Origin of the sequence: Aeromonas popoffii (assembly GCF_037818705.1) — a bacterium.
GTDB classification, from domain to species: domain Bacteria; phylum Pseudomonadota; class Gammaproteobacteria; order Enterobacterales; family Aeromonadaceae; genus Aeromonas; species Aeromonas popoffii.
This window is the reverse complement of sequence record NZ_CP149129.1, coordinates 657,743-683,552: the sequence shown is the minus strand read 5'-3', so window position 1 is coordinate 683,552 and position 25,810 is coordinate 657,743. Positions and strand designations below refer to the sequence as shown.

Here is a 25,810-nt window from a genome sequence, read left to right as displayed (position 1 = left end):
GATGCGCGCTGCATCCCTCTCCTGTCATGGCGAATACTCTAATAAAGCACCCGATCCAATGCAATTGATAATTGCTTTCATTCTCAGTGCTTTTTTTTCACCGGCTTGATATTCTCGGCGGCAACCCAACTTCATTCACCCTTCGGAGGTTAGCATGGGCCGTTGTTTTGCCCTCGTACTCAGCCTGATCGGCTGCTCAGCCCTTTCCCTGTCAGCTGCCGCACAGGAACGTATCGTCAGCATAGGCCCGGCCACCACAGAGCTCATTCTGGCTCTGGGCGGTGAACCCAGCCTGATCGCCACCGACATCAGCAGCACGGAACCGAAAAATCTGCCCCGGGTCGGTTATCACCGCGCCCTCGCCGCCGAGGGGATCCTCAGCCTGGCACCGACCCGGCTGATCGGCAGCGACGAGATGGGGCCTGCCCCGGTGCTGGAGCAGCTGCGCCGCGCCGGGGTCGAGGTCAACATGCTGCCGACGGCACCGACCCTCGCCAACCTCAACCAGCGCATCGACACCCTGGCCGGCCTGCTCAACGATCCGGCCGCTGGCACGCGATTAAAAGCCGAGATCCAGGCCCAGACCGCGCAGCTGGCGACGCAGGCGAAGCAGACCAAGCCGCTCAAGGTCGCCTTCCTGCTGCTGCACAAGGGGCAGCCCACCAGCATAGCCGGTGGCAATACCACCGCCAGCGCCCTGCTCACCCTGGCGGGCGGCATCAATCCGGTGGCCCAGTTGAGCGACTACAAGCCTGTCTCTGCCGAATCCCTGATCGAGCTGCAACCAGATCTGGTACTGGTAAGCGGTCGCGACTGGCAGCAGTATCAGGATCCACAAACCGTGCTGAGTCAGGTACCCGCGCTCGAAGCGACCCCGGCGGGTAAAAACCGGGCCATCCACGCCATCGACGGCCACGCCTTGCAAGGAGGCCTCAGCCTCACCTCGCTGCAGCAGGCGAACCAGATAGCCAAGTGGATTAAGCTGGCTTCATGAGACGCCTGCCACTGCCCTGGCTGGTCGCGCTCACCGGCGGCGCGTTGGCGCTGCTGCTGGTCGGGTCGCTGGCGACCGGCCCCATGACCCTCTCCCTCGGCGAGAGCCTGCGTGCCCTGTTCGCCGGGCAGGAGAGCGGCATTGAAGCCCACAAGCTGCTGATAGTGCAGGAGATCCGCCTGCCACGTACCCTGCTCTGCATCGCCGTGGGGGGCATACTCGGCCTCTGTGGCGCTGTCATGCAGGGGCTGTTTCGTAATCCGCTGGCCGACCCCGGCATCATAGGTGTCTCCGGCGGGGCGGCCCTCGGCGCTGCACTGGCCATAGTGCTGCTGGCCCCTCTCGGCCAGCAGTGGCAGAGCCTGCTCGGCATAGGCTTGCTGCCTCTGCTCGCCTTCCTTGGCGGCGCGCTCACCACCACGCTGGTATATCTGCTGGGCACCCGGGAAGGGGGCACCTCCGTCACCGTCATGCTGCTGGCGGGGGTGGCCATCACGGCACTGTCCGGCGCCGTGATAGGCCTGCTCACCTACCTGGCCGACGACCAGATGCTGCGCAACCTGAGTCTGTGGCAGATGGGCACTCTGGCGGCGGGCAAACCGGTGGACGTGGCGCTGGCACTGGCCACCCTGGTCACCTTGCTACTGTTGTTCATGCGCGATGCCAATCCCCTCAACGCTCTGTTGCTGGGGGAAGGGGAGGCCCGTCATCTGGGGGTCAATGTGCAATCCCTCAAGCGGCGCCTCATCCTGCTCACCGCCGCCGGGGTTGGCGTGGCCGTCGCCGTGGCGGGCATGATCGGCTTCGTCGGTCTGGTGGTGCCCCATCTGGTGCGGCTGCTGGCCGGCCCCAACCATGTCAGGCTGCTGCCGCTCTCTGCCCTGCTCGGCGCCGCCCTGCTGCTGGGCGCCGACATGCTGGCCCGCACCCTGCTGGCACCGGCCGAGCTGCCGGTGGGCATCATCACAGCCCTGCTGGGCGCCCCCTTCTTCATCTGGCTGCTGCTCAAGGGCCGCCGGACGCTTTAACCGGAGGTCTATCTTGCCTGCATCAACGCCCCTGCTGCGCTGTCACCAGCTCAGCCTCACCCGCGCTGGCCGCCCCATCCTGGACAGGCTCGACCTCAGCCTGCAGGCCGGCACGCTCACCGCCCTGCTGGGCCCGAACGGCGCAGGCAAGAGCTCGCTGCTCAAGTGCCTGACCGGCGAGCTGGAACACGAGGGGGAGATAAGCCTGTTTGGCCGGGAGCGGCAAGCCTGGCCCGGCATAACGCTGGCCCACCGCGTCGGCGTGCTGCCGCAGAGCTCGTCCCTCAACTTTCCATTTCTGTGCGAAGAGGTGGTGGCCATGGGGCGCCTGCCCCACAGCGAACCCGCCAGCCGGCGCGACGAGATAGTGCGGGCCGCCATGACCCATGCCGGGGTTGAGCACCTGGCTGGCCGCCTCTATCCCGGCCTCTCCGGGGGGGAGCGGCAGCGGGTGCAGTTCGCCCGGGTACTGGCCCAGATCTGGCAGGCACCGGACGAGCCCCAGCAGCCGCGCCTGCTGCTGCTGGACGAACCCACCTCGGCGCTCGACCTCAAGTACCAGCACCAACTGCTCACCATGGCCCGCGCCCTGGCCGCGCGCAACACCGCCGTGCTGGTGGTGCTGCACGATCTCAACCTGGCGGCGCGTTACGCCGACCGGCTGGTGATGCTGGAGCAGGGCAGGCTGATGGCCGACGGCAGCCCGGCTGAGGTGCTGACCCCGGCCCTGATCGATCGCCTGTATGACTACCCGGCCCAGGTGATCCACCATCCAGAAACCGGTCTGCCCATGGTGGTGTGACGCAAGGCTCATCTCCCTTCCGGTAGCACGACTACCCGGTTCGGGTACTCCACCATCCAGAAACCGGTCTGCCCATGGTGGTGTGAGAGGGGTCAGGCTCCCGGATAGCAAAAGAGCGCCATCAGGCGCTCTTTTTGATTGTGAGAGAAGTGATGCATCAAGCTATCTGATAGCGGCCCGGCTTGTGATTAAGTGTCAACACCAGGTTACAGATGATGGCCGCCACCACCGAGAGCGCCAGGATCCAGGGCTGCACCACGAAGCAGGAGGCGATGACTATGGTGCAATCAAGCCCCATTTGCAGCTTACCGGCGCGGATGCCGAAGCGGTCCTGAATAAACAGCGTCAGTATGTTGAAGCCACCCAGACTGGATTTGTGGCGGAACATGATGAGCAGCCCCATGCCGATCAGGGTGCCGCCGATCAGGGCCGCATAGACAGGTTCTATCTTGCCTATCTGTAGCACGGCGTTGAGGTGATCCGTCATGAAGGAGACGGCCGCCACAGAAACGAAGGTGTTGAGGGTGAAGCGCGGCCCCATCCTGAGCCAGGCCAGGGCGTAAAACGGCAGGTTCATGCCGAAGAACAGCAGGCCGAAGCTCAGCCCCGTTACCTGTTGCAGCAGCAGCGCCAGCCCGGCGGTGCCGCCGGTGAGCAGGCCAACCTGATGAAACAGGAAGATACCGAGGGAAACGAAACCGGCAGCGGTCAGCAGGGCGAGTACATCTTCATAGAGGGGATGCGCAGAACGGGCTGAGCGCGCAGAGCCTGGGGTGTTGTCCATAACCTGTATCCAATAGCGAAGTGAAAAGTGAAAAGAGTGTCTTGTGCCCGCCAGGGCGGACGCGAGCCCTGTCCGCAGGGCTTAGTTATGGGGTCCAGTCTATTTTTTGCGACCAGGATCACAATAGTCACGGGGAACGCCCCATGTTGGTGCCTGTCATTCTCCATTGACAGCCAGTGCACCAAGATGCAGCATGCCGCGCCTGACGAGCCAGCCCTCATCCACTATGGCGCCGCCTCCATGTGGCGCCGGGGCCCGCGCGCTGGTACAAAGCGCCCAGCCCTTTTTCAGCCCCCACTCAGGACCACAGGCCCATGATCAGCACAGGACAACACGTATGAAGTATCTGGTGACAGGCGCCGCCGGTTTTATCGGCTTTCACGTTGCCAGGCAGCTGTGCGAGGCGGGCCATCAGGTGGTGGGGCTCGACAACCTCAACGACTACTACGAGGTGAGCCTGAAACGGGCCAGACTGGCCCGGCTGGTCCCCTTTTCCCATTTTCGCTTCGAACAGCGAGAACTGGCAGATCGGGACAGCATGGCTGCCTTGTTTGCCGAGAGCGGGTTCGAGCGGGTGATCCACCTGGGGGCCCAGGCGGGGGTGCGCCATTCGCTGGAGAACCCGTTTGCCTACGCCGACAGCAACCTCACCGGCATGCTGACCGTGCTGGAGGGGTGTCGCCAGCACGGCATAAACCATCTGATCTACGCCTCCTCCAGCTCCGTCTATGGCCTGAGCGATCAGATGCCCTTCTCCACCGAGCAGCCGGCGGATCACCCCGTCTCCCTCTATGCCGCCACCAAGAAGAGCGGCGAGCTGATGGCCCACGCCTACTCGGCGCTCTACGGCCTGCCCACCACCGGGCTGCGCTTTTTCACCGTCTACGGTCCCTGGGGTCGCCCCGACATGGCCATCGCCAAGTTCACCCGCGCCATCCTGGCCGGCGAACCCATCGATGTGTACAACCAGGGCTTGCTCAGCCGCGACTTTACCTACATAGACGACATAGTGGACGGCATACTCGCCGTCGCCGAACGGCCACCGCGCGCCAATCCGCACTGGCACGCCAGCCACGACAGTCAGGCCGAAAGTGCCGCCCCCTACCGCATCCTTAACATAGGCAACGGCCAGCCGGTGCGGCTGCTCGACTTCATCGAGGCACTGGAGCAGGCGCTAAACAAGCCTGCCATCAAGCGGATGCTACCGATGCAGGCCGGTGACATGCACGTCACCTGGGCCGACAGCGACCCCCTCCACACCCTCACGGGCACCCGCCCCGCCACCCCGCTCAGGCAGGGTGTCGCCGAGTTTGTGCGCTGGTATCTGGCCTACCACCAGATTGCCGAGTGAACCCGCTCAGAACCTGCCGGAGCGGGTCCTGACCTATCCATACACCATCACCAACATGGTCACCCCCCCCCAAAAAAAGCACGCCCCATGAGGAGGGGAAGGTGTGAGCAGGCTGGCGGTTTACCTTCCCCCGGCTGGGGTAGACAGACCACTGCTGACAACAGAGCTATCCCCTGCTCTCGACCTGAGTGGTGAGTAAACTCCGTCTGATGTACCGCCAACTGCCGGGGAAGATGAGCAGACCTATCATCTCGACATCTCGCCGCAACGACACTGACAACCTATGCCACCCTGAACGTTACTCGGCCACTGCCGCCCGCAAGTGATAATGGCGGGGTCAATGGAGCCTATGGGGCTGCTGCTAACCAGGTAAGCCGTGTCTGCATCTCTCTTTTTCTCCCCATAACGATTGGATGGCACAGCCACAGATCCCGCCGTATGCGCATTCGTACCTGCATTTCACACAGGTTCCATACCGTTTTGATCTCTGGATGAGTGGATCCATAACAACAGGATCCACTGGATTAATGGCGGAGCGGACCATGTTCCCCTATATCTTCTGTACCCCAACAGGAGAGAATCCATGTCGAGCCTCAGCGAAAACAGGCTGTTCTTGCTGCTTTTTTTATCGTTGTTGCTGGCCGGTACCGTGCAGGCAACGGCACAAAGCAGGGATTTCAGACAGGCGCCCAAGGCGCTCAGCGCACTGAAAAAAGGCCAGGTGGCACAGAGTCAGGGCAACCTGACCCAAGCCATCCACTTCTACTGCGCCGCCGCCACGACGGGTAACCCGGAAGGTTACTTCCGCATCGGTCGCCTGCTTGCCACAGGCCCGGGCTCAGTGCGCAACCCCAGGATGGCCAACGCCTACCTCGCCATGGCGATGCGCCTTGGCAACCAGCAGGCCACTAGCTACTACAACGCCCGTATTGGCAATGCCGTCATGGGGGATCATTGTGGCGTCGGCGTCGGCGTCGCGGTCGGCGGGGGCGGCAGCTACTTCGCCGAGATCCCCAATACCCCTTTCAACCTGGAGGCCTATCTGGCCCGCCAGTCCCCAGCCAAGCAGAAGCTGGTTATCATGCTGCGCAGCGCCGCCAAGCATCACCACATCGACGAGCGGCTGGTGCTGGCCATCGCCATCGCCGAATCCAATCTCGACAGCCGCGCCGTATCTCCCAAGAACGCCCAGGGACTGATGCAGCTCATACCTGAGACCCAGCAACGCTTCGGCGTTACCCGCCCCTTCGATCCCGAGCAGAACATCAAGGGGGGAGTGGCCTACCTCAAGTGGCTGCACACCCACTTTGACGGCAACTGGACCCTGATGTCGGCAGCCTACAACGCTGGCGAGAAATCGGTGGAACAATACGGGGGCATCCCCCCTTATCAGGAGACCCAGCAATATGTGCGGCGAGTCCTCTACTTTGCGGGCCACAAGTAGCCCTGAGCGGGCAATCAGAGTATCGCCGACAGGAATGCGGCTACCTCACCTTGCGACGGTCAAGGAAATGGCGACCAGTCCCGCATTGTTCAAAGCCATAGTGGCGGTAGTAACCCACCAGATTGCTGACCAGCAACAGCCCCTCCATCAGCGCGGCGACCGGTGAGCCCACCCGCAGCTTGTTGACCAGCCAGCAGATCCCGACCAGCGTTCAACGTCAGCCGTGGCATCCACAGGCAAAGGGCTTCGCCCATCGCGGCGTCCAAGTCCATTGCGCAGAGAAAGGCGGCCAGTGAGGGTGCCTGAGGGGATGGGATCATGACGGCTCCGGGACAGAACAGGCGCCCACATCATGGCAAGCTTGCACGGCTGATGCAGCAAGACGTAACCACTACGGCAAAGGGGGGCGCCAACCGGGCGCCGCCTTTGCCCCCCCCTGTCCATTGGTTTACAATCGACGGGTTTTTTGGAACCGGGTTGGCGGCGTGCCAATCTGGCCCCACCACGACATCAGTCCGTTAGTGCCAAGACATTAACCTGCTGAAAAGGAAGAGAGTTAGCCAATGGCTCAATTTATTTACACCATGAACAGGGTCGGCAAGGTAGTGCCGCCCAAGCGTCATATCCTCAAGAACATCTCCTTGAGCTTCTTCCCGGGCGCCAAGATAGGCGTACTGGGCCTGAACGGTGCCGGTAAATCCACCCTGCTGCGCATCATGGCGGGTATAGATACCGAGATCGAAGGGGAAGCCCGTCCGCAACCCGGCATCAAGATTGGCTACCTGCCCCAGGAGCCGAAGCTGGATCCCGAGCAGACAGTGCGCGAAGCGGTCGAAGAGGCCGTTGGCGAGGTGAAGCGCGCCATGGCCCGTCTCGACGAGGTCTATGCCGCTTACGCCGATCCGGATGCAGATTTTGACAAGCTGGCCCGCGAACAGGGCGAGCTGGAAGCCATCATCCAGGCCCAGGGTGGCCACAACATGGAAAACCAGCTGGAGCGCGCGGCCGATGCCCTGCGCCTGCCAGCCTGGGACGCCAAGATCCAGCACCTCTCCGGTGGTGAGCGCCGCCGCGTGGCGCTGTGCCGCCTGCTGCTGGAAAAGCCGGACATGCTGCTGCTGGACGAACCGACCAACCACCTGGATGCGGAATCCGTGGCCTGGCTGGAGCGCTTCCTGCACGACTACGAAGGCACAGTGGTGGCCATCACCCACGACCGTTACTTCCTCGACAACGTGGCAGGCTGGATCCTGGAGCTGGACCGCGGCGAAGGCATCCCGTGGGAAGGCAACTACTCCTCCTGGCTGGAGCAAAAGGACGCCCGTCTGGCGCAGGAAGCCAGCTCCGAAGCGGCTCGTCGCAAGTCCATCGAGAAAGAGCTGGAGTGGGTTCGTCAGAACCCGAAAGGCCGTCAGGCCAAGTCCAAGGCCCGTATGGCTCGCTTCGAAGAGCTCAACACCAACGACTACCAGAAGCGCAACGAGACCAACGAGCTGTTCATTCCGCCCGGACCCCGCCTCGGCGACAAGGTGCTGGAAGTGGCCAACCTGCGCAAATCCTACGGTGATCGGGTGCTGATCGACGATCTGTCGTTTGCCATTCCGAAGGGGGCCATCGTCGGCATCATAGGTCCGAACGGTGCCGGTAAATCCACCCTGTTCCGCATGATGTCGGGTCAGGAGCAGCCGGATTCCGGCACCATCACGCTAGGTGAAACCGTGGTGCTGGCCTCTGTCGATCAGTTCCGCGACAGCATGGACGACAAGAAGACGGTGTTCGAAGAGGTCGCCGACGGTCAGGATATCCTGCGCATCGGCAACTACGAGTTCCCGAGCCGCGCCTATATCGGCCGCTTCAACTTCAAGGGGTCCGATCAGCAGAAGCGGGTTGGCGAACTCTCCGGTGGTGAGCGTGGTCGTCTGCACCTGGCCAAGCTGTTGCAGACCGGCGGCAACGTACTGCTGCTGGATGAACCGACCAACGATCTGGACATCGAAACCCTGCGCGCCCTCGAGAACGCCCTGCTGGAGTTCCCGGGTTGTGCCATGGTCATCTCCCACGATCGCTGGTTCCTCGACCGTATTGCCACCCACATCTTGGACTACCAGGACGAGGGCAATATTGCGTTCTTCGAAGGTAACTTTACCGAATACGAAGAGTGGAAGAAGAAGACCTACGGCGCCGAGGCGATCCAGCCACACCGGGCCAAATACAAGCGCATCACCAAATAAGGGTGCGGCGTCACAAGGGGAGCTCAGGCTCCCCTTTCGATTGCCTTTGACTTACAATCGAAGGCGTATGCCTTTGCATGGATGTAGCAAGATGACGACCCAGCCCCCCATAGAGAAGAAACTCACCATCCAGATCCGGGTCGAGCCCGGCTGCCTCGGGCCAGATGGCAAGGAACACATCGAGACCTTCTGTGTCGCCGCTGCCAAGATTTTCTCTGTCATCGATCCTGAACTGGTGAGCTGGGTGCTGATCCCGCGCTACGACAAGCAGTTGCCGGAACAGGAGTTCTTCATCGAGGGACGCAAGCTGACCGAGGAGCAGGCCAGCCTGTTTCTGCGCCGTCTCGGGCGAGAGCTCGGCGAGGTGCTGGACAGACTCGACTCGGTGCTGGCCCAGCTGGTGGAGCGCTACTTCAAGACCCTCTAAGCCGTATTCTCAATGGGTTCACCATAAAGGTTCTCTGGCGAGAACCTTTTTTATTGCGCAAATAGCAAACGTTTGAATTTTTCCACTATTCATTGATCCGCTTCGCAGATCCGGGGTTTGTAAACGCCGCCGCCTGTGTGAAAATGTGCCCGCTGTCACGGTATCAGGACGAGTCTGGTCACTTAGTCACCAGAAAAATAGCCCCCTTGCCCACGCATGGATGGGGTGCCGACTCTCCTGCTGCTTATTTCACGTCACCTATTGGAATCCAACATGAACCAACAACACCAAGCCGCCAACCAGGCCGCCGGGCAAGGATTGCTTGAGCGCCTGTTTGCCCTGCAAGGCCATGGCACTACCGCCCGCACCGAAGTGATCGCCGGTATCACCACCTTCCTGACCATGGTCTACATAGTGTTCGTCAACCCGCAGATCCTCTCCGCTGCGGGCATGGACACCCAGGCCGTGTTCGTCACTACCTGCCTCATTGCCGGTATCGGCAGCATACTGATGGGCCTGTTGGCCAACCTGCCCATCGCCCTGGCCCCCGCCATGGGGCTGAATGCGTTCTTCGCCTTCGTGGTGGTGGCGGGCATGGGTTACTCCTGGCAAGTCGGCATGGGCACCATCTTCTGGGGCGCGCTGGGCCTGCTGATCCTGACCCTGTTGCGGGTACGCTACTGGCTGATCGCCAACATCCCGCTCACCCTGCGGGTCGGCATCACCGCCGGTATCGGTCTCCTGATCGCCCTGCTCGGCCTGCACAACGCCGGTATCGTAGTAGCAAGCCCGGCCACCATGGTGACGGTGGGCAACCTCACCTCCCTGCCCTGCCTGCTGGGGCTGCTTGGCTTCTTTATCATCTGTATCTTCTCCGCCCGTGGCGTCCACTCTGCGGTACTGATCGCCATCGTGGTCACCACGGGTCTGGGCTGGCTGTTTGGCGATGTCACCTTCAAGGGGTTCGTCTCTATGCCCCCCAGCATAGCGCCAGTGTTCGGCCAGCTGGATCTGATGGGGTCGCTCGACATCGGCCTGGCAGGGATCATCTTCTCCTTTATGCTGGTCAACCTGTTCGACTCTTCCGGCACCCTGATTGGCGTCACCAACCGCGCCAAGCTGGCGGACGACAAGGGCCACTTCCCGCGCATGAAGCAGGCACTGCTGGTCGATAGCGTGAGCTCGGTCGGCGGCGCCTTCATGGGTACCTCCTCGGTCACCGCCTTTATCGAGAGCAGCTCAGGCGTTGCGGTCGGCGGCCGCACCGGCCTGACCGCCATCGTGGTCGGCCTGCTGTTCCTGCTGGCGATCTTCTTCTCTCCCGTCGCCGCCATGGTGCCAGCCTATGCCGCCGCTGGCGCTCTCATCTATGTGGGTGTGCTGATGTGCTCCGAGCTGACCCGGGTGAAGTGGGAAGATCTGACCGAAGCGGTACCGGCCTTCATGACCGCGGTGATGATGCCGTTCAGCTTCTCCATCACAGAGGGGATCGCCGTGGGCTTCATCTCCTACTGCGTGATGAAGGCAGGCACAGGCCGCTGGCGCGAGATCAACCCCTGCGTGCTGGTGGTCGCCCTGCTGTTCGTGCTCAAGTTCGTCTGGGTCGACAGCCACTAAGCCAGGCTATCGCACACAAAAATGCCCGTCATCGACGGGCATTTTTTATGGCTGGCAGAGGACGGCACTCAACGGATACCGCGAGCCTCGCGGATCCACTCCCAGGCCTGCTGTATCTCCTGGGTCTTCTCCTTCGCCATCTCCATCATCTCCGGTGGCAGCCCCTTGGCGGCCAGCTTGTCCGGGTGATGCTTGCTCATCTCCTTGCGGTAGGCGCGCTTGATGTCCTGATCGCTGTCGCTCTCGCTCACCCCGAGCAACTGGTAGGCATCCTTGAGGCGATCCGCTGACGGCGCTTCCTGCCGGTACTGCTGCCCGCCGTGCCCACCGTCCTGATAGTGCCCGCCGTGCGCCCGGTTGAAGAAGTTCATCTGCGCCTCGGCCATGGCCAGGATACGGGCCAGCTCGATGCGGCTGAAACCCAGCTCATCGGCGATGGTGTGCAGGATGGCGCGCTCGTTGTCTTCGACCTTGCCATCGGCAAAGGCTGCCTGCAGTTGCACCTCCAGGAAGAAGCGCAGTATGTCGCGCTGCCCCAGACTGGCACGGCGGAATTCAGCCAGGGTTTCCCGCAGCGGGAACTCGGCCTCCTTGCCCAGCCGGAACGACTCCTGGGCGCGGGCCCGCTGATCCCCCACCAGCCGCATCCGATCCATCAGGTTGGAGGCAACCCGGATCTCCTGCTCCGTGACTTGACCGCTCGCCTTGGCGATATGGCCCATGACGGCGAAGGTGGCGTGAAAGAAGACCGCCTGCTGTTGCTGACTGGGGCCACGCTGGAACGCCCCCCGAATACCCATGCCCCGATCGAAACGGTGTCCGATCCAGAGGCCAAGCAGGGCACCAAAGATGTTGCCGAGCAGAAAACCGAAGAAGGCGCCAAGCACCTTACCCCAAATACGCATGGTTCAAGACCTCGTGATGTTAATGAGTGCGGGCCAGCAGCTGTTCGTCCAGCTCGCGCAACCGCTCAACTGTGCCAATGTCGCGCCATTCGCCGGCCAGCATGGCACCGCCGACCCGGCCTTGCGCCATCCAGTCGCGTAGCAGGGGGGCCAGCTTGCGCGCACCCGGCGGCAAATCGGCAAAGGCGGCGGGGTCATAGAGCCCGACACCGCTGAAAGTAAGGGCCGGCGCATCCTGTACCCGACCCGCGTGCAGAGAAAAATCCCCGACGGGATGCTGGGGTGGATTGGGCGCCAGCCATAGATGGGCCAGATCCTCCCCCTGTGGCTGGGTCACCAGAGAGCGATAGTCCAGACTGAGCCAGGTATCGCCGTTGATCACCAGAAAAGGCGCCGGGCCGAGCAGCGGCAGCGCCTGCACTATGCCACCGGCGGTTTCCAGCGCACTCTCCTCGGCCGACCAGTGGATACTCACCCCGAACGCACTGCCGTCACCGAGCGCCTCGACCAGCTTGTGGCCGAGCCAGGCGTGATTGATGACCAGTTCGGTCACCCCGGCCGCCGCGAGCTTTTCGATATGGTGCACTATAAGCGGCTTGCCCCCCACCGCCAGCAGCGGCTTGGGCAGGCTGTCGGTGAGCGGGCGCATGCGCTCGCCACGGCCGGCGGCCAGGATCATCGCCTTCATGGTTTCATCCCCGCACGGGTTATCCCCGGCAGCACCACCTGCTCCAGCCACTGGCCAAAACGGGCCAACACGGGATACGTGGCGCCATGCTGGTGGCACACGTCCACCACATAGCCCAGGGTGCGGGGAATGTCCTTGAGGTAGCCGGATTTGCCATCGCGATGGTAGAGACGGGTGAAGATGCCCGCCGCCTTCAGGTGGCGCTGCATGCCGGTCAGATCAACATGACGACGGAAACTGGCATAGTCGAGCCCACCAAGCAGCCCTGCCTGCTGCAGGGTATCGAAGCCCTGTCGCATGCCCTGCTCGATCACCGCATCAGGCCAGCGCACGTAACAATCTTTCAGCAGCGAGACCAGGTCATAACTCAGGGGGCCGATGACCATGTCCTGAAAGTCGATGATGGCCAGCTGGCTGCCATCTGGCGTGTCACCCCCACACACCATCAGGTTGCGGCTGTGAAAATCACGGTGCATCACCCCCTGCGGCTGGGCCAGGTTGTTGGCGGTGAGGCAGGCAAAGGTGTCATCCAGTAGCCGTTGCTCGGCTTCGCTGAGCTGAAATTGCAGGTGATGGCCCAGCAACCACTCGGGGAATATGCTGTTTTCACGGGCCATGAAGGCGGCGTCGAAGGGCTCCAGTACCAGATCCACTGACCCCAGCCGGGGCAGCAGCACTATGGCCTTGTCATACCAGGCCAACACATTGTGCGCATCCAGACAGCCGATAAGCTGGGTATCCCCCAGATCTGTCACAGCCAGCAGGCCATGCTCATAATCCACAGCCCTGACCTCGGGCGCCAGCAACCCCATTGTCTGCAGGGCGGCTGCATTACGGACAAACTCATGATTTTTTTCAGTTTTTGGATTGGCATCCACCCACACCAGGCCAGCGCCACGGTGGTAACGGCGAAAACTGGCGTCACCGGAAATCAGGGTCAACTGAAGGTGGGCATCACCGGAGATCCGGCGCGCCCATTGCAATAGCAGGGAATCGCGATCGTACATAAGTCGGGGACCAAATTGGAAAGCAGCACTTGGCTGTTAGCCCTGGCCGCAATAATGCTTTATCATTGCCGGCTAACATAAAGCAATGACATGCAATGTCAACTCGATGAATCCTGTCGTAAAATGCATGTCTTGAATCAGCCGTAGCTACCACGGATTGCGCGAGTCTTTCACATGACAAAATGGACACTGGGGTACTCATTTCACATCGCCCTGACCATCAGCCTTGTTCCAGCCCTGACACCGGCCAGAGTGCAGGCAGCACCGATGACGCCGCCTCCCGCTACCGGGATCCTGGACGGGCTCTGCTATGACTATGTACCCAAGGTAGAAAAACTGGCCCCCGGGCAGGATGCCAACGCCCAACTGGTCGAAGTGGATGCCAATCGGCTCGAGGCTAAACAGGGCGGCACCGCCATCTATCAGGGGGATGTCAAGCTCCGCCAGGGGGTGCGCAAATTTGACTCGGATTATGCCGAGCTCGATCAGAAGAGCCGGGATGTCATCGCCATCGGCAACATCTATTACAACGATGGCCAGATCACAGTCACCAGTGACAAGACCCTGAAATCCAACCTGGATACCAAAAATTCCGAGCTGGAAGAGGGCAAGTATCAGGTCCATGGCTCACCGGTACGCGGCTCCGCCGAGCGGGTCACCATGACCAACAACAACCAGAACATCACTCTGGAAGGTGCCCAGTACACCACCTGCCCACCGGGCCAGGAAGTATGGACCCTGAAAGCAGGCAGCATCGACATAGACCAGACAGAGGTGTTCGGGGAAGCCTGGAACGCCAGCCTCTGGCTCTATGACTATCCGGTGTTCTACTTCCCGTATATCAACTTCCCCATCAAGGATGAGCGTAAAACCGGTCTGCTCTACCCGGGTTTTACCCAAAGTTCCAAGAACGGCATGGACATCACCCAACCGTTTTACTGGAACATAGCGCCCAACTACGATGCCACCATCACCTCCCGTTTCATGGACAGACGGGGCCTGATGGCGCAGGTCGAGTTCCGCTACATGCCGGATCCGGCCCATGTGGGCAGCCTCTATTTCGAGAATCTGGCAGACGACAAACAATATGATGAAACACCCAGCCTGAATCAAAAGCTGTCTGACGGGCATCGCTATCTGCTCAATGCACGTCACACCTCTATGTTTGCCGATAATGCCATGCGAGCAACGATCGACTACACCAAGGTCCGGGATCGGGATTACAACTACTTCAACGACTTCTCCCCCAAGGTGGGTACCTGGGTCGAGAACCAGTTGCAGCAATCCCTGATGGCTGGCTACTTCCAGCCCAGCTGGAACATCAACACCGAGGTGCGGACCTACCAGATCCTGCTGGCCAGTGCCCAGCAGCCCCACGAGCTGATGCCACGTATCGATCACAACTACTACCATCAGGGCAGCTGGTATGATCTGGCCTGGAATAACGAAGTGACCCGGTTTGGTTACAACAACACCCAGTCCTCCGCGCAAAACCTGGGGGAGGCCTATACCGGCACCCGGGTCTACACGGCCCCGACCCTGACCATACCGCTGATCAACGAGGCGGGCTACTACCTCGACAGCCAGTACAGGTTGATGTACACCCGTTACGATCAGGAAGTGCCGGACAACATGAGCCAGACCTTCCGTGACAGATTTGATCCCAGTTCCAAAGGCGCTAACACAGGAACAGGCAGACAAGAAAACGTCACGCTGGACGAAGGCATCATCAGCCGGACCCTGCCCTCCTTCCGCCTCAAGGGCGGCATGACCTTCGAGCGCAACCAGAGCTGGTTTGGCGGCGATGCCAACCAGACCCTGGAGCCTGAGTTCCAGTACCTCTATGTGCCCTACAAAAATCAGGACAACATAGGTGTCTACGACTCCACCACCATGCGTCAGGACTACTACAGCCTGTTCAGCGACCGCCGCTACGCCGGTCTGGATCGCATCAGCGACTCAAATCGCGTGTCGGTCGGTGTCACCAACCGGATATACGATGATGCGGGCGATGAACGAATTCGGCTGGCCGTTGCCCAAGCTTTCGATTTTGTTGCGCCCAGGGTCAAGCTCTACTCCAGCGAATCCCTGACCACCAACACCCGCTCCCCGCTCTCGCTCGAGGGGGATGCCAAGATCAACGAACAGTGGTTTGCCCATGCCGGTGCGCAATATGATATGGACCAGAGCCAGATCAGCTCCGCCAACAGCGCCATCGAGTATCGCCATGAGAAGCTGATCAGCCAGCTGAACCATCGCTTCGTGCGCGATGCCAACATTGTCCCAAACACGAATAATGAGATCACCGACCTCAACCAGATCGGTTTGTTGTTGACCACTCCGCTCAATGAGCAGTGGCGCCTTTACGGTGGCTACTACAAAGAGCTCAATCAGAACGTGAAATCTGATCGCAAGGTGGGTCTGAAATATGACTCCTGCTGCTGGAGCATCAACTTCAATCTGGAGTGGGTCAATACGCCAGATAACGTGAGCAATACTTCGACAGCCGAACGCAGCTTCGGCATTCAGTTTGAAATGAAAGGATTGGGTAGCGTGGGTACCGGTAGCAAGGGCACCTCCCTGGACACCGAAGCACTGCCTTACATTCGTCCGTTTAACCTGCGAGACCAGTAACGGTCTGGCAAACGCCTTGAGAGATGGATATGAAGAAGACGTTGATTTCCCTGCTGACTGCAGGCCTGTTCGGAGCCATGAGCCAGGGTGCCTTCGCCGCCCCCGAGCTGCTGGACAAGGTGCTTGCCGTGGTCAACAAGGACGTGGTTCTGGCCAGCCAGCAGGAAGCCCTGGTACAGAAAGTGAAGAGCTCGGCCCAGGAAAGCGGTCAATCCCTGCCTGACGATGCCACCCTGCGCAAGCAAGCACTGGATCGCCTGATCCAGGAAAGCCTGCAGCTGCAACTGGCGGATCGTCAGGGCCTCAAGATCAGCGACACCCAGCTGGAACAAGCCATCCAGAGCATAGCCGCCGACAACCAGATGACGGTGGAGCAGCTGCGTGCCCAGCTGGCCCGCGAAGGGCTGACCTATGCCCAGTACCGGGAAGAGGTGCGCCGCGAGATACTGATGAACGAGGTGCGCCGCAACCAGGTGCGCCGCCGCATCAACATCTCGGAGCAGGAGGTCAAGCAGGTGGTGGACATCCTCGCCAAGCAGGGCCAGCAGCAACAGCAGTACCATGTCGGCCATATCCAGATTGCCCTGCCGGACAACCCGAGCGCCGAGCAGCTCAACGCCGCCAAGAGCAAGATTGAACGCATCCTGGCCGCCCTCAAGCAGGGGGCTGACTTCCGCAAGCTGGCCATTGCCGAGAGCAATGGTCCCAAGGCGCTGGAAGGGGGTGACTGGGGCTGGATGAGCCCGCAAGAGATGCCGACCCTGATGGCCGAAGCGGTACAGGGTGCCAAGAAGGATGACATAGTAGGTCCGCTGCGCTCAGGCGCCGGTCTGCACATCATCAAGGTATTCGATACCAAGGGTCAGCAGCAGGTCTTACAGACCGAAGTGCGCGCCCGCCACATCCTGATCAAGCCCTCCATCATCTTGAGCGAAGAGAAGGCCAAGGGCATGCTGGACGGCATACTGCACGACATCAAGAGCGGCAAGGCCAGCTTCGCCAGTCTGGCGGAGAAGCACTCTGAAGATCCGGGCTCTGCGGTGCAGGGCGGCGAGCTGGGCTGGTCTGATCCCAATGTCTACGTGCCGGAATTCCGCGACATGGTCAACCGCCTCCAACCGGGTGAGCTGAGCGCCCCCTTCCGCACCACCCACGGCTGGCACATAGTCCAGCTGGAAGAGCGTCGCAGCCAGGATGCCACCAACAAAGCCCAGGAACAGCGCGCCTATCAGCTGATCTACAACCGTCGCTTCACCGAAGAGTCCCAAGCCTGGCTGGACGAGCTGCGTGACGAGGCCTACATCCAGATCGAAGGCGCCGGCAGCTGATGAGCTGTCGTCGTCTCGCCGTCACGCCGGGTGAACCGGCCGGGATAGGCCCGGACTTGGTGCTGCAGATAGCCCAGCAGGATTGGCCCCACCAGCTGGTGGTGATTGCCGATCCTGCTCTGATGCTCGAACGGGCCGCCCTGCTGGGGCTGCCCATCGAACTGAATCCCTATGACGCCAACACCCCTGCCCAGCCGCAGCGAGCAGGTACCCTGACCCTCTGTCCTGTGGCCCTGGGTGCCCCCGTGGCAGCGGGTGAACTCGATGAGGGCAACGGCGCCTATGTACTGGCGACCCTGCAGCGCGCCTGTGACGGCAACCTCAGCGGCGAGTTTTCCGCCGTGGTGACCGGCCCGGTACACAAGGGGATCATCAACCAGGCGGGAGTCTCGTTCAGTGGTCACACCGAATTCTTCGCCCAGCAGTCGGACACCGCCGATGTGGTGATGCTGCTGGCGACGGAAGGCTTGCGGGTGGCGCTGGCAACCACTCACATCCCGCTGGCCTACGTGGCGATGGCGATCACCGAAGATCGGCTCGGCAAGGTGATCCGCATCCTGGATGCGGATCTCAAAACCAAGTTTGGCATCGCCAACCCCCGAATTTACGTCTGCGGCCTCAATCCCCACGCCGGGGAAGGGGGCCATCTCGGCCGTGAAGAGATTGACGTGATCGAACCCGCCCTGGCCGGCTTGCGCCAGGAGGGGATCGATCTGGTCGGCCCTCTGCCAGCCGATACCCTGTTCCAGGACAAATACCTCAAGGATGCGGATGCGGTACTCGCCATGTACCACGACCAGGGACTGCCCGTGCTCAAATACAAGGGCTTTGGCAGTTCGGTCAATATCACCCTTGGACTTCCTTTCATCCGCACTTCGGTGGATCACGGCACTGCGCTGGATCTCGCAGGCAAGGGCCTGGCGGATCCTGGCAGTCTGATCACCGCGATTAACCACGCCATCAAGATGGTAGAGAAAAAAAGATATGAGCAGTAAGGTGCAGAGCAACAAGGTGCACATGGGCCACACGGCCCGTAAGCGTTTCGGTCAGAACTTCTTGCACGACCGCTATGTGATCGATCAGATAGTCGCCGCCATCAACCCGCAACCGGGGCAGAACCTGGTGGAAATAGGTCCGGGTCTGGCCGCGCTGACCGAACCGGTCGTCTCCCAGATGGACAAGATGACCGTGGTCGAGCTTGACCGGGATCTGGCCGCGCGCCTGCGTGAGCATCCGACCCTCAAGGACAAGCTGACCGTGATCGAGGCCGACGCCATGCGCTTCGACTTCGGCACCCTGATGGGTGAAGGCAAGGGGCCGCTGCGCATCTTCGGCAACCTGCCCTATAACATCTCCACGCCGCTGATCTTCCACCTGTGCGAGTTCGCCGACCGGGTAGAAGACATGCACTTCATGCTGCAAAAAGAAGTGGTATTGCGGATGTGTGCCGGTCCTGGCAGCAAAGCCTATGGCCGCCTGAGCGTCATGGTTCAGTACTACTGTCAGGTAGTGCCAGTGCTGGAAGTGGGCCCGGGCGCCTTCAAACCCGCCCCCAAGGTCGACTCTGCCGTAGTGCGCCTGATGCCGCACAAAAACCCGACCATAGTCGCCAAAGACATCCGCTGCCTGAGCCGCGTCTGTACCGAAGGCTTTGGCCAGCGTCGCAAGACCATCCGCAACAGCTTCGCCAACTTCATTACCGACGCCCAGCTGACCGAGCTTGGGATCGATGGCAACCTGCGCCCGGAGAATCTCTCCCTGGAGCAGTTCGTCATGATCGCCAACTGGCTGGCGGATCAGCAACAGGCCTGATCCCGTGGCACACCCGCACATAGTGATCCGCCCATACCCCAGTTATGTGGCGGATACCCAAGACCCTTACCAGTTCCACTATCTGATCGAAATTGAGAACCTGGGGCCCGGCCCGGCGCAGCTGCTGCACCGGCGCTGGCTCATCACGGATGCCAATGGCAAGATGCTGGAAGTCGAAGGCCCCGGCGTCATCGGGGAGCAGCCCCTGATTGCGGAAGGGGAGACCTTTCGCTATCAGAGCGGCGTGCCGCTCGACACCCCCGTTGGGGTGATGGAAGGGAGCTATACCCTGCAAGATGCATCAGGGCAGCCGTTCGAGGCGCCCATAGCGCCTTTTACCCTGGCCGTCCCCCACATTATTAACTGAGGTTTCATGGCGAACTGTTTTGTTGGCGATATCCAAGGCTGCCACGACGACTTGCGCCGTCTGCTGGATCTCGCAAAGTTCGATCCCGGCAACGACGTGCTCTGGCTCTGCGGCGACCTGGTCGCCCGCGGCCCGGACTCCCTCAACACACTGCGCTTCGTCAAGTCACTGGGAAACCGCGCCGTCACCGTGCTCGGCAACCACGACCTTCATCTGCTGGCGGTGGCCGATGGTGTCGCGCCGCTCAAGAAGAAAGACAAGCTGCAAACCCTGATGGAAGCCCCGGATCGGGACGAGCTGCTGACGTGGTTACGCCATCGCCCCCTGCTGGCGGAGTCTCCCGACCTGCCCATCATGATGGTGCATGCCGGCATCTCTCCGGCGTGGGACGCCCGCACCGCCCGCAACTGCGCCCGTGAAGTGGAGAGCTTGCTGCGCGGCGACCAGTACCAGTGGCTGTTGCACAACATGTATGGTGATCAGCCCGATGGCTGGACAGACGATCTGGTGGGGATAGAGCGCTATCGCTACATCATCAACACCTTCACCCGCATGCGCTTCTGCTATTTCGACGGCCGGCTCGAGTTCAAGTGCAAGAAGGGTCCTAGAGAGTCCACACCCGGCCTGCGTCCCTGGTTCGAGCAACGTGAACACCACGTGGATGACCCTATCCTGGTGTTCGGCCACTGGGCGGCCCTGATGGGCAACACCGGCAAGCAGGATATCAAGGCGCTCGATACCGGCTGCGTCTGGGGCAACAGTCTCACCCTGTGGCGCTACGAGGATGATGCCCTGATCGCCACCCCCTGCCCGGTTCACGCCAGCTAGGGCGGCGCTGCAATCAGGCGGTATGCACGGCTCTGATTATGAAGACCTGCACCAGAAACAAAGCCCGGCAACCTGCCGGGCTTTCTGTTTTTTGTGCCCTGTTCTCTGTTTTATGGGAGGAGTACGTTACAGCTTGCGCCCCAGTCGCCTCTCGATCTGGCAACGCTCCCACTCAGGGCCAAATAGCTTGAAGGGTTGGTACACACTGATACCATGGGATGCCAATCCTAACCCCCACCCCAGCGCTGACCACCAGGCCCAGATGTACTCCGGATTGCTCAGGTAGTTGATCACAAATAGCCCGCACATCACCAAAAAATAACTAACAGCATGGTAATAGAAGCCCTTGAGCCTCTCCACATAACGCATGGCTGCCTGCTCTTCCATCGATACCTGTAACACGCTTCTATCTGTCATTTCATTCCCTCTCATCTCGCGCTCCTGTTGCTCTGACCCATCCAGTTGAGCCACATCGAGTTCAAAGACGGAGGCCAGGGCTTTGAGGGATTCCAATCCGGGTTGCTGCCCCTGCTCGATCCGCTGAATAGTGCGGACACTCAAACCAGTCAACGTCGCCAACTGATCCTGGGACCAACCCCGTTGCAATCTCAACTTCCTGACGATCATCTCGAACTCCTTGTGGTAATTGACAGGGCCAGCATAGGGCTTGCGCCGCGAAAGGTGACACGACAGATGGCCGACACCTACCTGACAATCCTTTAAAATCAATAGGTTAAATTGTGATCCTGGTCAGTCAGCCGGTCGTTCCCCCAGATATTGAACAAACCGTAACAAATAACCATCGGGATCCTGCAGCAAAAATTCGCGCTGCCCAGCCAGCATATCTCCCACCGGATACCAGGCTTCAGTGGGCTGCCGAAAAAGCGTAATGCCGGCGCGCTGCAACCGGTCGAGTAGCGGCTGGATGTCGGTCAGCTCCATCTGCAGATTTATCCCCCGGCCGAACGGTGCCTCCAGCTCCCCGACCTGCCAAGCCTCTGGATGAACCTGTTCAAGCATCAGCTGTACCTGTTGCTGCTCCAGATAAGCAAAAGGAGGGTCATCGCGCCGATAGCGGACTGAGAAGCCCAACAAGCCGCGATAGAACGCCAGAGAGCGAGCCAGATCGGTGACCGACAGCTCCGGCACCATGGGGTTCCAATACACCTCATCCACCTCGACATTCGCACCCGTCATGGCTTACAGGCTCTGCATCAACTCGGCGGCGATCTCGAAGGAGCGCAGCCGTGCCTGATGCTCGACGATGGGGCCGTTGAACATCAGCTCATCGGCCCGGGTCTCTGCCAGTAGCGCCTTGAGGCCATGACGCACCTGATCCGGATCCCCCACCAGAGAACGAGCCAGCGTCTGCTCCATCGCCATCAGCTCACGGGGCGACCACTCGTCACCAAGTTCGACGACCGGCGCGGGCAGCTTGCCCGCATCACCGCGATGGAGACGCAAGAACTGCTGCTGCACGGTAGTGAACTGGAAGCGGGCCTCCCGCTCGCTGTCGGCAGCAATCATATTGATGCAGACCACGGCATAGGGCTTGGGCCAGCGCACCGAGGGGCGGTACTGGCTGCGGTAGATCTCCAGCGCCTGCAACAGCAAGGCGGGGGCAAAATGGGAGGCAAAGCCGAATGGCAAGCCCATCGCAGCAGCCAGCTGGGCACTGTAAAGGCTGGAGCCCAGCAGCCAGATGGGCAGGTGAAGCCCCTGACCCGGCACCGCCTGCACCGCGCCGATCTCGTCGCCAAAGTAGCTCATCAGCTCGCGCACATCCGCCGGGAAATCATCCACCTCACCGCTACGCAGGCGCCGCAGCGCCCGCATGGTGCGCTGATCGGTACCGGGCGCCCGGCCAAGGCCCAGATCGATGCGGTCAGGATAGAGCGAAGCCAAGGTGCCAAACTGCTCGGCAATGACCAGCGGCGTATGGTTCGGCAGCATGATGCCGCCAGCGCCGATCCGCATGGTGTGGGTGGCACCTGCCAGGTGGCCGATCAGCACAGAGGTGGCGGCACTGGCAATGCCCGGCATGTTGTGGTGCTCGGCCAGCCAATAACGCTGGTAGCCCCAGCGCTCGGCATGTTGCGCCAACTCGCGCGAACGGCGGAATGACTCGGCGGGCAGGGATCCTTCGGGGACGGGCACCAGATCGAGTACGGAATAGGGGATGGCAGACATGGGTCACTCCATTGATTCACAGACCAGTAACAAGTGGGGCAATGTAGCACGGGATACCTGAATGAATCACGCACCGGGATGGCGCCAGGCCAGCCCTGGCAGAACGTCAAGTGACACAGTTACCCTCTCCGGTCACAGACGCTGGCATGCTGTCGCTCGTCGTCTGGTTGCAAGCTCCGCCCATCACCTTCTTACATGGGGTTGTCATGCCCAAGCTGTGCCATATCCTGGTGACCACCTAGGGCAGCCCCGCAGGGGGCCGTCACATCTGAGGCCAGATACTGATACCACTCAATCAGTTATTGTGTTTTTTGTCACCCTGTTGGCACACTGCTGGTTGATCATCTCTGCAATCGCCAATGTGACAAGGATGCGTCCATGACAAGTGCCAGACCAGGTCGTAAACCCTTCTATGTGCATATCGCCACCCTTTTCATCCTGCTGTTTACCCTGCTGGGCAGCGCCCTCATCGCACTGCAGTTTCAGCAAGGGGCGCGACAGGGGTTGGAGCATGAGCGACAGAACTTTCTGCAATACCGGGAGCAGCTGGCCCTTGCACTCCAGCTGAACGAGCGACCGGCCCGCATGTCCCTCAGCCTGCTGCGTAGCGGCCAGCTGGCGGCCATGACCAGCCTGGATGCTCGCCTGGACTACCTGCCGCAACTGGCGGAAGTGCTGGCCAACAGCCCCAGCTATGGCGCCGTCTACGCCGGCTATGAGGATGGCGACTTTTTCCTGGTACGCAAACTGACCGAACGGGCCAGAGCCCAACTGGACAAGGTGCCCGCCGCCAGCACCCTGCTGGTGCAGAGCCTGCATCAGGGCAAGGGGGAGTTTCTCTACTTCGATCAGCAGCTGAACCTGCTCGAGCGCCGGGCCATGCCCCTGTACCAGTTTGATCCCCGCAGCCGCGACTGGTACAAACAGGCACGCGGGCACGCGGGGATCGCCACGACCAATCCCTATCTCTTCTTCACCACCAAAGAGCCGGGCATGACACTGGCGGCGGAGAGCAATGACAAACGGGCGGTGATCGGGCTGGATGCCAGCGTCGAGGGACTGTCGGCCATGATCGGCAAGCTGCGCTTGCCAGCGCAGAGCAAGGTGATCCTGTTCGACGAATACGCCACCCTGCTGGCCGCCGATCCCAAGCTTCTCCCCAGCTTCGAGCAGCTGAGCCAACTGCCCATGCTGTCGGCGCTGTCCCAACCTGTGCTGACCCGGCTGCAACAGCAGATCACCCGCCAGCCCGCTCTGCTGAGCAGTCCGGTGGAGTTGACCCTGACCGCCGCCGATGACAGCGACTGGCTGGTCAACATCGCCCCCCTTGGCGAGGGTTCCCCCTTCCATATCGCCCTGCTGGTGTCGGCCGATCTGCTCTACCAGCAGGCCCGTGACGAGGCACTGGTCAATCTCGGCTGGACGGTGGCTGGCTTGCTATTGCTGCTGCCGGTGATCTGGCTGGTCTCCCGCCGCACCGCCGCACCGCTGCTGGCACTGACCCAGGAGGCGGAGCGGATCCAGCACTTCGACTTTGGCGAGAGTCGGGCGCCTGAGTCGGCGATCCGCGAGATCGACGATCTGGCCCGTACCATGTCCGGCATGCGGCTGACCCTGGGCAACTTCATGAACATGGGGCGGGCACTGGCGGCCGAGCACCACTTCGACTCCCTGCTCAGCCGCATACTGCACGAGACCATAGCCGCGGTGCAGGCCCAGGGGGGTTGCCTCTACCTGGAGCAGGAGAAGAGCATGGTGGCCGTCCAGGCGAGCTGGCGACAGCAAGCCCTGCCCGCCGGGCAAGTCCCCTGGCAGGAGGCGCTGTTCGGCAAACTGGCCCAGACCGAGCGGCTCACCCTGCCCATCGACGAGCATGGCTGGCAGCAGCATCTGGCGAGCTGGGGCCCCTTCCCCGGCCCCTGCCAGCTGGTGGCCGAGCCCCTGCGCAACCAGAGACAGGAGCTGATCGGCTGCCTGCTGCTGATCCTGCCTGACTGCTCTGCCCGCGAGTTGGCCTCGCGCATCAGTCTGATCGAGGCACTGGCGGGCACCTCGGCCTCCGCCATTGAGAACCAGCGACTGCTGGAAGAGCAGAAACAGCTGCTGGACTCCTTTATCGAGCTGATGGCCGGCGCGATCGATGCCAAGAGCCCCTACACAGGGGGTCACTGCCAGCGCGTACCCGAGCTGACCCGGATGCTGACCGAGGCGGCCTGTGCCCAGCAGCAGGGCCCGTTCGCCGATTTCCGGCTCAATGAGGAGGAGTGGGAGGCCATCCATATCGCGAGCTGGCTGCACGACTGTGGCAAGGTCACCACGCCGGAATTCGTGGTCGACAAGGCTACCAAGCTGGAGACCTTATACGACCGGATCCACGAGATCCGCACCCGCTTCGAGGTGCTCAAGCGCGACGCCTATATCGAGGCGCTGGCGACCCGCCTGTCGGAATCCGGGCGACACGCCGCCCGCGAGGAGGTGGCCCCGCTCTGGAGCACCCTGGACGAGGAGTTTGGCTTCGTCGCCGAGTGCAACCTCGGGGGGGAGTGGATGGCACCGGAGAGACTGGCCAGACTGGATGCCATCGCCAGCCGCACCTGGCAGCGCACCCTGGATGACAGACTCGGCATCAGCCGGGAGGAACTCAAGCTGCGCCAGAGCGAGCACGCCACGCAGCTGCCCTGCGCCGAACCGCTGCTGGCCGACAAGGCGGCCCACCTCATTCCCCGCCCCCCCCACGACAGCCTGGATGAGCACAATTCCTGGGGCTTCAAGGTCAAGGTGCCCACCCATCTCTACAACCGGGGGGAGCGTTACAACCTGGCCATAGGCCGTGGCACCCTCACCGAGGAGGAGCGCTACAAGATCAACGAACACATCATCCAGACCATCCGCATGCTGGAGCGGCTCCCCTTCCCGCGCCATCTGCGCAGCGTGCCCGAGATCGCCGGCGGTCACCATGAGCGCATGGACGGCAAGGGCTACCCGCGCCAGCTGCTGGGGCAGCAGATGAGCATTCCGGCCCGCATCATGGCCATCGCCGACATTTTCGAGGCGCTGACCGCCAGCGATCGCCCCTACAAGTCGGGTAAAACAGTGGCCCAGTCTCTTGCCATCATGCAGAGCATGGTGCGCGAGCAGCACATAGATCCGGCCCTGTTTGCCCTGTTCGTCGGCAGCGGTATCTGGCGCGACTATGCCGAGCGTTTCCTGGCGCCAGAGCAGCTGGACGAGGTGGATAGCGACGCCCTGCTGGCTGCGCTGACCTAGGGCGGGGTCATATTTTCTTACATTTGTGCACTGGTCTGAGAGCGCCGGCTTGGTTATAACGGTGCCCCGATAGCGAAGGGGGAGCAAAAGAATCCCCCTCACTCTT

Annotated in this window: 22 protein-coding genes and 1 pseudogene; 15 read left to right on the top strand and 8 right to left on the bottom strand. The window is 61.5% G+C overall.

The window, feature by feature from the left end:
• Positions 1–154: 154 nt before the first annotated feature.
• The 3 genes from WJM78_RS03240 to WJM78_RS03230 are packed head-to-tail and all read left to right on the top strand — an operon-like array spanning position 155 to position 2,824.
• Positions 155–994, top strand: coding sequence for a heme/hemin ABC transporter substrate-binding protein (locus WJM78_RS03240; protein ID WP_339013535.1), 840 nt, complete (start codon positions 155–157; stop codon positions 992–994).
• Complete coding sequence (locus WJM78_RS03235) at positions 991–2,022, top strand: FecCD family ABC transporter permease (RefSeq protein ID WP_212513804.1); 1,032 nt, start codon at positions 991–993, stop codon at positions 2,020–2,022. Before WJM78_RS03240 ends, WJM78_RS03235 begins: the two co-directional genes overlap by 4 nt.
• 13 nt (positions 2,023–2,035) lie before the next feature.
• Entirely contained in the window at positions 2,036–2,824 is a 789-nt protein-coding gene (locus WJM78_RS03230; RefSeq protein ID WP_339013531.1) for a heme ABC transporter ATP-binding protein, read from the top strand.
• A 157-nt stretch (positions 2,825–2,981) separates the two neighbouring features.
• On the opposite strand, the gene WJM78_RS03225 is transcribed toward WJM78_RS03230, so the two are convergent.
• Positions 2,982–3,608, bottom strand: a complete 627-nt coding sequence (locus WJM78_RS03225) for a YitT family protein (protein ID WP_339013528.1) — start codon at positions 3,606–3,608, stop codon at positions 2,982–2,984.
• Between the two features lie 337 nt (positions 3,609–3,945).
• On the opposite strand from WJM78_RS03225, the gene WJM78_RS03220 reads away from it, so the two are divergent.
• Both WJM78_RS03220 and WJM78_RS03215 read left to right on the top strand, forming a co-directional pair.
• Positions 3,946–4,959 (top strand): NAD-dependent epimerase, encoded by a 1,014-nt coding sequence (locus WJM78_RS03220; protein ID WP_339013526.1) that lies wholly within the window; start codon positions 3,946–3,948, stop codon positions 4,957–4,959.
• 583 nt (positions 4,960–5,542) lie between these two features.
• Positions 5,543–6,403: a lytic transglycosylase domain-containing protein gene (locus WJM78_RS03215; protein WP_339013523.1), complete on the top strand. Its 861-nt coding sequence runs from the start codon at positions 5,543–5,545 to the stop codon at positions 6,401–6,403.
• A gap of 40 nt (positions 6,404–6,443) precedes the next feature.
• Here WJM78_RS03215 and WJM78_RS03210 read toward each other — a convergent pair.
• Positions 6,444–6,602: pseudogene (locus tag WJM78_RS03210) on the bottom strand (YgjV family protein); the annotation flags it as partial.
• A gap of 364 nt (positions 6,603–6,966) precedes the next feature.
• Here WJM78_RS03210 and ettA point away from each other — a divergent pair.
• From ettA to WJM78_RS03195, 3 genes are all read left to right on the top strand, one after another.
• Complete coding sequence (ettA, locus tag WJM78_RS03205; RefSeq protein WP_275929304.1) at positions 6,967–8,634, top strand: energy-dependent translational throttle protein EttA; 1,668 nt, start codon at positions 6,967–6,969, stop codon at positions 8,632–8,634.
• Between the two features lie 91 nt (positions 8,635–8,725).
• A complete protein-coding gene (locus WJM78_RS03200; RefSeq protein ID WP_042035080.1) occupies positions 8,726–9,061 on the top strand; it encodes a hypothetical protein in 336 nt (111 codons plus the stop codon).
• 273 nt (positions 9,062–9,334) lie between these two features.
• Positions 9,335–10,678 (top strand): NCS2 family permease, encoded by a 1,344-nt coding sequence (locus WJM78_RS03195; RefSeq protein ID WP_339013518.1) that lies wholly within the window; start codon positions 9,335–9,337, stop codon positions 10,676–10,678.
• A gap of 68 nt (positions 10,679–10,746) precedes the next feature.
• Here WJM78_RS03195 and djlA read toward each other — a convergent pair whose 3' ends face one another.
• Genes djlA through WJM78_RS03180 form a run of 3 tightly spaced genes read right to left on the bottom strand, consistent with a single transcriptional unit; the run spans position 10,747 to position 13,278 of the window.
• On the bottom strand, positions 10,747–11,583 hold the full coding sequence (djlA, locus tag WJM78_RS03190) for a co-chaperone DjlA (RefSeq protein ID WP_042035084.1): 837 nt from the start codon (positions 11,581–11,583) through the stop codon (positions 10,747–10,749).
• A gap of 19 nt (positions 11,584–11,602) precedes the next feature.
• Positions 11,603–12,271 (bottom strand): N-acetylmuramate alpha-1-phosphate uridylyltransferase MurU, encoded by a 669-nt coding sequence (gene murU, locus WJM78_RS03185; protein ID WP_339013513.1) that lies wholly within the window; start codon positions 12,269–12,271, stop codon positions 11,603–11,605.
• A complete protein-coding gene (locus WJM78_RS03180; RefSeq protein ID WP_339013510.1) occupies positions 12,268–13,278 on the bottom strand; it encodes an aminoglycoside phosphotransferase family protein in 1,011 nt (336 codons plus the stop codon). Before WJM78_RS03180 ends, murU begins: the two co-directional genes overlap by 4 nt.
• Positions 13,279–13,452: 174 nt before the next feature.
• Between WJM78_RS03180 and lptD the strand changes: the two genes are divergently transcribed.
• The 6 genes from lptD to WJM78_RS03150 are packed head-to-tail and all read left to right on the top strand — an operon-like array spanning position 13,453 to position 20,247.
• Positions 13,453–15,912 (top strand): LPS assembly protein LptD, encoded by a 2,460-nt coding sequence (lptD, locus tag WJM78_RS03175; protein ID WP_339013507.1) that lies wholly within the window; start codon positions 13,453–13,455, stop codon positions 15,910–15,912.
• Between the two features lie 29 nt (positions 15,913–15,941).
• Positions 15,942–17,240, top strand: coding sequence for a peptidylprolyl isomerase SurA (surA, locus tag WJM78_RS03170; RefSeq protein ID WP_042035089.1), 1,299 nt, complete (start codon positions 15,942–15,944; stop codon positions 17,238–17,240).
• Complete coding sequence (pdxA, locus tag WJM78_RS03165; protein WP_042035090.1) at positions 17,240–18,235, top strand: 4-hydroxythreonine-4-phosphate dehydrogenase PdxA; 996 nt, start codon at positions 17,240–17,242, stop codon at positions 18,233–18,235. Before surA ends, pdxA begins: the two co-directional genes overlap by 1 nt.
• Entirely contained in the window at positions 18,225–19,052 is an 828-nt protein-coding gene (gene rsmA / locus WJM78_RS03160) for a 16S rRNA (adenine(1518)-N(6)/adenine(1519)-N(6))-dimethyltransferase RsmA (protein ID WP_339013502.1), read from the top strand. The genes pdxA and rsmA overlap by 11 nt, the downstream gene beginning before the upstream one ends.
• 4 nt (positions 19,053–19,056) lie before the next feature.
• Complete coding sequence (gene apaG, locus WJM78_RS03155) at positions 19,057–19,419, top strand: Co2+/Mg2+ efflux protein ApaG (RefSeq protein WP_339013499.1); 363 nt, start codon at positions 19,057–19,059, stop codon at positions 19,417–19,419.
• Between the two features lie 6 nt (positions 19,420–19,425).
• On the top strand, positions 19,426–20,247 hold the full coding sequence (locus tag WJM78_RS03150) for a symmetrical bis(5'-nucleosyl)-tetraphosphatase (RefSeq protein WP_339013495.1): 822 nt from the start codon (positions 19,426–19,428) through the stop codon (positions 20,245–20,247).
• Between the two features lie 126 nt (positions 20,248–20,373).
• Here the strand turns inward: WJM78_RS03150 and WJM78_RS03145 are convergent, their stop codons facing one another.
• From WJM78_RS03145 to WJM78_RS03135, 3 genes are all read right to left on the bottom strand, one after another.
• Positions 20,374–20,874, bottom strand: a complete 501-nt coding sequence (locus tag WJM78_RS03145; protein ID WP_339013492.1) for a 2TM domain-containing protein — start codon at positions 20,872–20,874, stop codon at positions 20,374–20,376.
• 123 nt (positions 20,875–20,997) lie between these two features.
• Entirely contained in the window at positions 20,998–21,444 is a 447-nt protein-coding gene (locus WJM78_RS03140) for a VOC family protein (RefSeq protein ID WP_339013489.1), read from the bottom strand.
• Between the two features lie 3 nt (positions 21,445–21,447).
• Positions 21,448–22,437, bottom strand: coding sequence for a luciferase-like monooxygenase (locus WJM78_RS03135; protein ID WP_339013486.1), 990 nt, complete (start codon positions 22,435–22,437; stop codon positions 21,448–21,450).
• A gap of 294 nt (positions 22,438–22,731) precedes the next feature.
• Here WJM78_RS03135 and WJM78_RS03130 point away from each other — a divergent pair, with 294 nt between their 5' ends.
• Complete coding sequence (locus tag WJM78_RS03130; RefSeq protein ID WP_339015737.1) at positions 22,732–25,704, top strand: HD domain-containing phosphohydrolase; 2,973 nt, start codon at positions 22,732–22,734, stop codon at positions 25,702–25,704.
• Positions 25,705–25,810: the final 106 nt, after the last annotated feature.